We start from the raw sequence: 9,075 nt of genomic DNA, 5'->3' as shown, positions 1-9,075 counted from the left end.
CTCGAGTACCGATGTCGTGAGTTATTTGGTTGATCATTACAAGCTCTTAGGTTTAGTCAAAACTGAGCGCAAGCGGCATCGAGATAATGCCGCTCGCTCACACGAAATCTGGGCTTCTTCTGGTTAAGTTGACACCAATGGATATTATCGTGCCCCTACAGGTAGCTCTGCCCCCTTGCATCTCTAAACCTTCGCCGTTTCTGCAAAGCGAATCTTGAGATAATCGTCCTCAATTTTGGCACCAGCGGGTTTCAGTGCAGCTAAGGCTTGCGGGAGGACAAGATTGCGGCGGTGATTGCCAATCCGTACATTTAGCTCATCCCCAGTTTTATTCAATTGGATATGGTCTTTTGGTATACCCGGTAGATACAGTTCTAAGCTATATTCGTTTTGGTTTTGGACAACCCGAATAGTGTTTTCCTGGTAGTAAACCTGAGTTGGGTCTTCGTCTGCATACAAGGTTTGCTTGAGTCGTTCTAGCGCCTCAAGTCCGCACATCTCTTCCGCAAAGAGGGGAACTTCTTTAACCGGAAGCGGACTAAAGTTTTGGTGGATTTCCTGGCGATATTCTTGCTGATGTTCTTTCCAATGTTGGAAGAACGGGTCAGTCACTTCGTCGGGGATAATCCGATTGGCGACGACTAAATCTGTAGAAACATTGTACAAGCTGAGGTAGGCGTGGGCGCGGAGGGATTCTTTAATCACCATTTTTTCGGGATTGGTGATTAACCGGACTGAGGTTTTGGTGTTATCGGTAAGAACTTTTTCGAGCTGTTCAATTTGCTCGTAGAATTCATAAGGAGCGTCCATTACCTCATTATCGGGTAACGAAAATCCCGCGATGGGTTTGAACAGGGGTTCAACCAGGGGTCTCAACGCCACGGACATTTTTTGCAGGGGTTTATAAAAGCGGCGCATATACCAACCCCCAACTTCCGGTAAGCTGAGGAGTCGCAGTGCGGTTCCTGTGGGTGCTGAATCGATAATTAGCACCTCGTACTCCCCTTCGTCATAGTGACGCTTCATCCGCACCAGACCGAAAATTTCATCCATTCCCGGAAGAATCGCTAATTCTTCCGCCTGCACCCCTTCGAGTCCCCGTGCTTGAAGCACCTGGGTAATATAGCGCTTGACTGCACCCCAGTTTCCTTCCAATTCCATCAGCGCATCCAGTTCCGCCCCCCAAAGGTTAGGATGAACGAGTCGGGGTTCGTGACTGAGTTCCAGGTCGAAACTATCAGCGAGGGAATGAGCGGGATCTGTACTCAGCACTAAGGTTTTATAACCCAATTCGGCACAACGCAAACCTGTGGCTGCGGCGACGGAGGTTTTACCGACTCCGCCTTTGCCTGTCATCAAAATTACTCGCATAGATAATTTCGCTCACCTGAGAAACCTTTACATTTATTTACTGTATCGGGTTTTCACCGAAACAGTTGCTTGAGAACATCCAAACGGGGGATATCCCAATAATCGATATGGGAAGAAATTAGTCCATCTGCATTTAGACGTAATTCGCTCCAACCCGGTATAGAAATTCGCGGTTTCCAGGGGAGGGGTGTTGTCCAGCTTAAAGTCCAGCGCGTTTTGATGGTATCGCCGGATTGGGAAATGTCGTGCAGGTCAAGTTGGGGATTGATGAACCAGGTTTGGATAAATCCCAGCATTTGTTTGTAGCGATCAAGTCCCCGGAACTCGTTGAGGGGGTCTTTGAAAAAGACATTGTTGGCGTAGATGCTGTAGGTTTGGTCAACGGGAAAATGTTGATAGTCCTGTTTGAGGATTTCAAGAATGTCTCTATTTGTCATTTATTATCGCTGATATGTTATTTTTTTTAACGATATCATAGGTAGTCGGACACAATTCAACTTAAGCGTGAGGACAAGGGAATAGGGAATAGGGAATAGTTAGGATTTAATCTTAGTCCAGCGCCCTGAATGTATATCCAGGTAATTCCGATAATAGTAAACTCATCCCACTGAATCTTTGATGTGGAATGAGTTTAAAAGTTGACTAAAGATTTATTTAGGGAGTCGTGCCAAAAATTTGTTCCTTGAAAGACTTCACTTGTAAAGCTAAGTCTTGACGGTTGGCAGCACTGAGCAAATAGCGGCAAATAAACCAACTTACATAAGCAATGCCAATTATCTCTAGGAATAAGCCTAAGAAGGGAATCGTATTAATCGCATTCAGGACAGCCAGACTTAGTTTGAGACTGGTTAGGGCAGCTATAATGCAAGCAACCGCGATAAAAATTTGCTTGGTGTTCGTAACTCGGTTGTTTAGGTGATCAGAGAGAGTCTCTGTCGTCTCGATCAAGCTGGAGTTCGAGTGCGATCGCCTGCCCCATACGTTATGCTGCTGCAAGCCATAATAATAAAAAACGAAACACTATACCATTAGTCATTCATACTTCTCAACTATGACGTTCTATCGCTGGCTGCCTATCCTTTCCACCGTGATTTGCCTGGTTGCCCCAATCTCCCATCCAGCAACGGCACAATCATCCTCACCGTCTGAAAATAGCTGTCCAGCACCTGCCCTTTCGCGCTTGCAGAAACACAAAGTCGCGCCGGGTGAAACATTAGATAGTATTGCTGAACGATACAGTCTGATCCCAGAAACCTTAGCAGAACTCAATCCTAGCTTGTCAGGGAAATCCATGCCCGTGGGTCGAGAGATTCTGATTCCTCCCTTTAATGGAATTCGGGTGCAAGTTCCGGCGGGGGCTAGCTGGCAAGACTTAGCGGAGGCGTATGGTATCCGTGCTGATATTTTATTTGAGGTCAATGGCTGTGCGCTACAACCGTCAGGAGTTGTTTTTGTCTCAGGGGTGAATTGGGTACTGGCAAATCGCAAGCCTGTGGAAAACTATACTGGATTTCCTGGTTATCCCTTGCCCGCATTAGCGCCCATGGGGTTTAATTACGGTTGGCATCAAAATGGCGATGGACAAACTCAGTTTCACAGTGGTATTGATCTATTGGCAGACCCTGGAACCACGGTGTTAGCGGTGGATTCTGGTACAGTTGCCTTTGCGGGTCAACAGGGAACCTATGGTAATTTAGTCGTGATTAATCACCAAGGTGGACGCCAAACCCGGTATGCTCATTTAAGTCGTCTTTCGGTGAGAACGGGTCAACGGATCAAACCGGGAACACCCTTAGGGGCGGTGGGTACTACAGGAAGTCCGGACATTGACCAACCTCATTTGCATTTTGAAGTTCGCTTCAATGCGCCTGCGGGTTGGGTAGCCCAAGACCCAGAGTTACATTTGACGGCAAGACCGATAAATGACGAATGACGAATGACGAATGACAAATGACGAATGACGAACTTTATCATATCATTACGTCGCAGTGGAGCCTTATTACTGTCGGTGGGTACAGTCAGCTTTTTGTGCGGTATGGGTTATGGTGTTGTCCAAAGCTATCCTGAACCCCCACCGGAACCGATCATTCAACCTCAATCGGATATCCCCACAGAATCCCCGCCGCCGAATGTGACGGTTCAGATTAAAGCCGTGGGTGATATTATTCCGGGTACGAATTATCCTCAGAATAAACTGCATCCCAATAAAGCGGTTCTTTTTCAAGCCGTTCAACCCAGCCTGCAAGGTGCTGATTTATTATTTGGTAATTATGAGAGTACTTTAACGAATTATCCCTATTCTGCTAAGTCGATAGGGGGATTAATTATTGCCTTTCGCACGCCGCCTGATTATGCCTCTTTGTTAAAAGAGGTGGGCTTTGATATTATGAGCGTTGCCAACAACCATTCTTATGATTTCTCACGTCAAGGATTTGCAGATACTATTAATAATTTGGAACAGGCTGGAGTTAAAGCATTAGGCGAAAAGAATCAAATTTTATATGCTAACATCAATGATCTATGGATTGCCTGGATTGGTTTTAGTTATTTTAATTATCACAATTCGTTGAATGATTTGCCTGCCGCTATAGCGTTAGTGGAAGAAGCCAGTCAAAATGCCCATATCGTGATTATTTCCGTTCATGCAGGGGCGGAAGGCACTGGGGCGATGCATGTTCGCAATCAAACGGAGTATTTTTTTGGCGAAAATCGCGGCAATTTGGTTAAGTTTTCCCAGACAATGATTGACCACGGCGCTGATTTAATTCTCGGACATGGGCCTCATGTTCCGAGAGCCTTAGAACTGTATAAGGGAAAGTTAATTGCCTATTCTTTGGGCAATTTTATGGGGTATCGGACTCTCTCGACTCAAGCTCAATTGGCGTATTCTTTGGTATTGGAGGTAGAGTTGGATAACCAGGGTGATTTGGTTTCGGGTCAAATCATTCCAATTATGTTAAATCATCAGGGGATTCCTTATCCGGATTCCCAAGGGCGCACGATTCGGCTGATGCGCCAGCTTACTCAGAGTGATTTTCCTAATACTCCTTTACAGATTGATTCAACGGGTAAAATTATGCCCCAGTAAGGGTCATTGGTCATTGGTCATTGGTCAAATAATTATTCGACTTGGAAAGGGCGGGTTTAGTTACATCAAGCTCAAACACAAAGGATTATAGTGAAACCCGCCCCTACAAATTAAAAAACTCACGCGCCAGGTTCCCTCGAAGGTCGTGAAGGGTCAAAATTATTTCATTCTTCATCCTTTTTTTGACTCGAATCTTTCCCTTCAGAGAATCGTTCTTTGAGTTTATCACCAGCGGCTTTTGCTTGGTCGGTGAGATTATCTGTAACCTGGGGAACACCTTGTTTTAATGATTCTACATGCTGAAGGGTTTTCTTGTAGTCACTGCGAATAAATTCTGCGGCTTGACTCATGCGTTCATGGACGCCTTCGGTATATTTCTCACTGTTTTTTACTGCCGCCTCTAGCACAATAATTCGCTTTTTCCCCACACTAGAAACGGCAGCGGGTGCAAGAGTATAAATCCCGTCAATGATTCCTTGCCAACCACTTGAGGAATATAAGTAATTCACGACGGCTCCGGTTTCGGGTTCAATTATATAATCAACCAGTTTGCCGACTTTGTTTCCAGCATCTGTCCAGACTTCTACACCAATGCGAGACTCGAGGGGTTCAGTGGTTTCCAAGGCGGTTTCTTCCTTAAGGCTGTTGACAAGAATGCTATCGCTGCCAATAGTATTGACTTGTTCCCAGGTAAAGTGGTGTTTTTTGCCGCCGAGAAAGCCGGATTTGCAGGTTAACCCAACTACGCGGTGGGCTTGCAAATCAAGCCATAGCTGTGTCACTCGACCGACTTCTTCAGCGGTATGACGATTTAAGACTAATCGGTTTAGGAGTTCGCTTTGCTTGAGAACTTCGGCTTTTGCGGACATCAGACACCTCGCTTGGGCTATTCTTGAGACAATGTGACTTGCTGTTCGATCAAGTGCTTTGTGTTGTGTATTTAAATTTTAGCTGACAACGGATGCGATTATTTTTAATTTTAGCGGTTGTTATCGCCATCTTAGCAATTATTTTTGCATTGCAAAATGCTGTGCCTATCGCCGTTACTTTAGTGATTTGGCGAGTCGAGATATCTTTGGCGTTAGTTCTCGTCTTAACGCTAGGGGTTGGCGTTGTGGTGGGATTATTGGTATCAGTACCATCCCTGATGCGGCAAAATTGGAAACTTGCTCATCAGAAGCGACACAACAAAGACTTAGAGAAAGAATTAAATGAGCAAACTCAGCAACTGGCGAATCAGCAAAAACGGATTGAATATCTGGAAAATAGTTTAAAGTTCAATCTGGATTCTTCTGAATCAACTGATCGGGATGTAAATGCATAGGCTATTTAGGGGAGAGGTTTTGCCTTGTGTATCCCTTTACCTTGATCTGACCTCTCCCTAACCCTCCCTTCGTCAAGGAGAGGGAACCAGAAAATCGAATGGCTTGAGGTTTCCCCCTACAGAGAATCTTACTTTTCACGGGATCTGGAAAACCTCTCTCCAAACCTCTCTCCTACAAGGAGAGAGGCTTTGAATTCTCCCCCTTCCGTGCAAAAAAAGCGAAGCAACATCTGGTCTCCCCCGCATAGAAAAAAGCGAAGCATTCGCTGGCTTCCCCCTTTTGAAGGGGGACGGGAGGGGGATCTACAAGGGGGACGGAAGGGGGATCAAAAGGGAAGAGGGGGATCTAAAAGGGAAGGGGGCTAGGGTATCGATTTTTCTAGATGGCGTGAAAAGTAAGACAGAGAATAGGTGATGCGATCGCGGTATCAGTCTCTTGTGCCTTTTACTTTTCCTTGAACAGCGAGTTAAACTGGGCTTTAAGCGATGGCATATCGGCGATTCGTGACACCAGTACACTGGCGTTCCCAGCATCCTCTAGACGATCTTTCCAATAGCGAATCCGATCCGGGTGATTCATCCAGAATTGAATCACGGTGTCCACCGCTCTATCTATATTCCATCCCTTCTGAGTGGGAACGGTTTCAACCGATTCTAAGAAGGCATCCAAGGTACATTGATAGGTTCCCAAATATTCAACGCCTGGGGGAGTTGCCTTTTCACCGATCCGCTGTTGATGATTAAAAAAGTCCAGGATAGGCGAAACGCCAAGGATATCAAATGTATAGTTCATGGAATTTAGTCTCTACGTTTACAAGCGTTATCCCCAATTTTAATCAAATAAATTGCTTCTAGATTATCATTGTGAACAGTTTTATGAAAATTTTATTTAACAGTCGAGGGTAAGTTAAAGTAAGTCGTAAAATTAGCACTCTATGCCATTGAGTGCTAATAAAAACCAGAACAAATTCGGTAGTTTAGCAACAACTGAAAGAGCCAATGAGCAGCAAAACCTTAACGATTCAAGCAATGGTGCTATCAAACATCGCCGCTGATGACAAATGACAAATGACAAATGACGAATGACCAATAACTAAAATGAACATATTCCTGGCGGGTCACTATCAAATCATCAAATACTTAGGCGGTGGCGGTTTCGGTCAAACGTTTCTGGCTAGAGATAGTCATTTACCGGGGAATCCCTTGTGTGTGGTTAAGCAACTCAAACCTCAGCTAAACCAGCCGCAAGCCCTGGAAACGGCAAAACGCTTATTTGAGCGGGAAGCGCAAACCCTGTATCGCTTGGGAACCCACGACCAAATCCCCCGATTGCTGGCGCACTTTGAGCAAGATGAGGAGTTTTACTTGGTGCAGGAGTTTGTCGAGGGTCAACCCCTGAACCAAGAATTTGCTCTGGGTCAAAAAATCACTGAGTCAGAAGCGATCGCACTGCTTAACGATATCTTACAGGTCTTAGCCTTTGTTCACCAACAGCAGGTGATTCACCGCGACATTAAACCCGCCAACTTGATTCGCCGCCGTCGCGATCGCAAAATTGTGTTAATTGATTTTGGTGTGGTCAAAGCCGTTAGTACGCCCGCCTCTAACCTTTATGGCGCAACCAGTATCACCGTAGCCGTGGGTTCCCCCGGTTATATGCCCAGTGAACAACAAGCCGGTCAACCTTATTTTAGTAGCGACATCTACGCCGTGGGAATGGTGGTGTTGCAAGCCTTAACCGGATTAAGTCCCACCAGTAAGCAAACCTCTCAGAGACTCCCTCGTGATCAGTATGGAGAATTTTCTTGCACCTTACTGCGCGATCGCATGACGATTCATCCCGGTTTAGCCGCTATTCTAGATAAGATGGTGCGCTATGACTATCGACAGCGATATCGAGACGCTAGCGAAGCCCTGCAAGCCCTAGACCAATTCCGCCAAGATACCCAAGGCGATGAACCCATCACTCATCCGCAAACCCTGGTTGTCCCCACCACTCATCCTCAATCACCCATCACTGATCACCAAACCCCCACATTACCCCTTTCCTCACCTCAGACGCTAGATGAACCCGAAGGACAGGTAAGTTTGAATTCTAGCTTTTACGTCGAGCGTCCTCCCGTAGAATCAGACTGTTATGATGCTATTCTCAAACCCGGTGCTTTAATTCGGGTAAAAGCGCCGCGACAAATGGGCAAAAGTTCATTACTCTCACGGATTCTCAACTATGCCAGTCAGCAAGGCTATCGCACCGTTTGCCTGAATTTCCAATCGGCTGATGCAGAGTTTCTCACCAGTTTAGATCAATTTTTACAATGGTTTTGTGCCAGCGTGAGCTGGAATTTAGGCTTAGACGATCGCTTAGACACCTATTGGCGAGGAATTTTAGGCAGTAAGAATAAATGTACCGATTATTTTCAACGCTATTTGTTATCGGAAACCACTCGTCCTTTAGTATTGGGATTAGATGAAGTGGATCAAATCTTCCAATATCCAGACATCGCCACAGACTTTTTTGGACTGTTGCGAGCATGGCATGAGCAGGGAAAAAACCAGGCAATTTGGCAGCGACTGCGATTAGTGTTTGTTCATTCTAAAGAAGTTTATATTCCCCTGAATATTAATCAATCCCCTTTTAATGTTGGCATACCGATTGAACTCCCGGAACTGAATCCGGTACAAGTCTGGGATTTAGTCCAGCGCCATTCTCTAGATTGGCAACCCAACCAGGTGGAGGAACTGATGAGTATGACTGGAGGACATCCCTATCTGGTACGAGTCGCACTTTATCAAATCGCCCGAGGGAAGATGACATTGGAGAAATTGCTGCAAGTTGCACCAACAGAAGAAGGACCCTTCTATGACCATTTACGTCGCCATTTATTAAATTTAGAAGAAAATGCCGAATTGGTGGCAGCGATTCAGCAAGTTGTGGCGGCGAATCAGCCTGTTGAAATTAAAGCCGCCGCTGCGTTTAAATTACGCAGTATGGGACTGGTGAAGTTTCAGGGAAACGCCGTCACACCCTTGTGTCAGATGTATCGTCGCTATTTTCGCGATCGCCTCAGGAGTTCATAAGCAAGGGATATCGCGATCGCACGATTCAGCAATGCTTGTGGAATGGTTCTCATCTATCTTACGACCAAATTGTCACCTCGCGATCCGGATCAACTTAAACCAAAACCTTTGCCAATTCTCTCCTCCAGCAACCCAGGTAGCCGACACTACTCATCCGTCAAAGTTATTGTTAGCAATTCTTTACATTTGAGGTAGAATTTAATCCAATTTTGTC

9 protein-coding genes are annotated in these 9,075 nt (G+C 45.6%); 4 read left to right on the top strand and 5 right to left on the bottom strand.

Going from position 1 to position 9,075, the window contains the following annotated elements:
• Positions 1–183: 183 nt before the first annotated feature.
• From RIG66_RS05220 to RIG66_RS05210, 3 genes are all read right to left on the bottom strand, one after another.
• Positions 184–1,371, bottom strand: a complete 1,188-nt coding sequence (locus tag RIG66_RS05220; protein ID WP_446375865.1) for a TRC40/GET3/ArsA family transport-energizing ATPase — start codon at positions 1,369–1,371, stop codon at positions 184–186.
• Positions 1,372–1,424: 53 nt separating this feature from the next.
• Positions 1,425–1,808, bottom strand: a complete 384-nt coding sequence (locus tag RIG66_RS05215) for a DUF2358 domain-containing protein (RefSeq protein WP_446375863.1) — start codon at positions 1,806–1,808, stop codon at positions 1,425–1,427.
• 217 nt (positions 1,809–2,025) lie between these two features.
• Positions 2,026–2,367, bottom strand: coding sequence for a CAAD domain-containing protein (locus RIG66_RS05210; protein ID WP_446375861.1), 342 nt, complete (start codon positions 2,365–2,367; stop codon positions 2,026–2,028).
• Between the two features lie 55 nt (positions 2,368–2,422).
• Between RIG66_RS05210 and RIG66_RS05205 the strand changes: the two genes are divergently transcribed.
• Both RIG66_RS05205 and RIG66_RS05200 read left to right on the top strand, forming a co-directional pair.
• Positions 2,423–3,304, top strand: coding sequence for a LysM peptidoglycan-binding domain-containing M23 family metallopeptidase (locus RIG66_RS05205; protein WP_446375859.1), 882 nt, complete (start codon positions 2,423–2,425; stop codon positions 3,302–3,304).
• A 24-nt stretch (positions 3,305–3,328) separates the two neighbouring features.
• The gene (locus RIG66_RS05200) at positions 3,329–4,459 is read left to right on the top strand and encodes a CapA family protein (protein WP_446375857.1); all 1,131 of its coding nucleotides are present in this window, start codon (positions 3,329–3,331) and stop codon (positions 4,457–4,459) included.
• Positions 4,460–4,623: 164 nt separating this feature from the next.
• Here RIG66_RS05200 and RIG66_RS05195 read toward each other — a convergent pair whose 3' ends face one another.
• On the bottom strand, positions 4,624–5,328 hold the full coding sequence (locus tag RIG66_RS05195) for a PRC-barrel domain-containing protein (RefSeq protein WP_446375855.1): 705 nt from the start codon (positions 5,326–5,328) through the stop codon (positions 4,624–4,626).
• 92 nt (positions 5,329–5,420) lie between these two features.
• Here RIG66_RS05195 and RIG66_RS05190 point away from each other — a divergent pair, with 92 nt between their 5' ends.
• Positions 5,421–5,783: a lipopolysaccharide assembly protein LapA domain-containing protein gene (locus tag RIG66_RS05190; protein ID WP_446375853.1), complete on the top strand. Its 363-nt coding sequence runs from the start codon at positions 5,421–5,423 to the stop codon at positions 5,781–5,783.
• A gap of 445 nt (positions 5,784–6,228) precedes the next feature.
• Here the strand turns inward: RIG66_RS05190 and RIG66_RS05185 are convergent, their stop codons facing one another.
• Complete coding sequence (locus tag RIG66_RS05185) at positions 6,229–6,576, bottom strand: hypothetical protein (RefSeq protein WP_446375851.1); 348 nt, start codon at positions 6,574–6,576, stop codon at positions 6,229–6,231.
• Positions 6,577–6,881: 305 nt separating this feature from the next.
• Between RIG66_RS05185 and RIG66_RS05180 the strand changes: the two genes are divergently transcribed.
• A complete protein-coding gene (locus RIG66_RS05180) occupies positions 6,882–8,861 on the top strand; it encodes an AAA-like domain-containing protein (RefSeq protein WP_446375849.1) in 1,980 nt (659 codons plus the stop codon).
• Positions 8,862–9,075: the final 214 nt, after the last annotated feature.

It is taken from the genome of Coleofasciculus sp. E2-BRE-01, from assembly GCF_040221695.1.
In the GTDB taxonomy this organism is placed as follows: Bacteria; Cyanobacteriota; Cyanobacteriia; order Cyanobacteriales; family Coleofasciculaceae; genus Coleofasciculus.
The sequence above is the reverse complement of the archived record's forward strand: the minus strand, read 5'-3'. Positions and strand labels throughout refer to the sequence as shown.

What these genes read in the sequence shown, in the direction of transcription:
- RIG66_RS05220 (WP_446375865.1), bottom strand. Translation starts at nt 1,371, where the DNA reads ATGCGAGTAATTTTGATGACAGGCAAAGGCGGAGTCGGTAAAACCTCC.
- RIG66_RS05215 (WP_446375863.1), bottom strand. Translation starts at nt 1,808, where the DNA reads ATGACAAATAGAGACATTCTTGAAATCCTCAAACAGGACTATCAACAT.
- RIG66_RS05205 (WP_446375859.1), top strand. Translation starts at nt 2,423, where the DNA reads ATGACGTTCTATCGCTGGCTGCCTATCCTTTCCACCGTGATTTGCCTG.
- RIG66_RS05200 (WP_446375857.1), top strand. Translation starts at nt 3,329, where the DNA reads ATGACGAACTTTATCATATCATTACGTCGCAGTGGAGCCTTATTACTG.
- RIG66_RS05195 (WP_446375855.1), bottom strand. Translation starts at nt 5,328, where the DNA reads ATGTCCGCAAAAGCCGAAGTTCTCAAGCAAAGCGAACTCCTAAACCGA.
- RIG66_RS05190 (WP_446375853.1), top strand. Translation starts at nt 5,421, where the DNA reads ATGCGATTATTTTTAATTTTAGCGGTTGTTATCGCCATCTTAGCAATT.
- RIG66_RS05185 (WP_446375851.1), bottom strand. Translation starts at nt 6,576, where the DNA reads ATGAACTATACATTTGATATCCTTGGCGTTTCGCCTATCCTGGACTTT.
- RIG66_RS05180 (WP_446375849.1), top strand. Translation starts at nt 6,882, where the DNA reads ATGAACATATTCCTGGCGGGTCACTATCAAATCATCAAATACTTAGGC.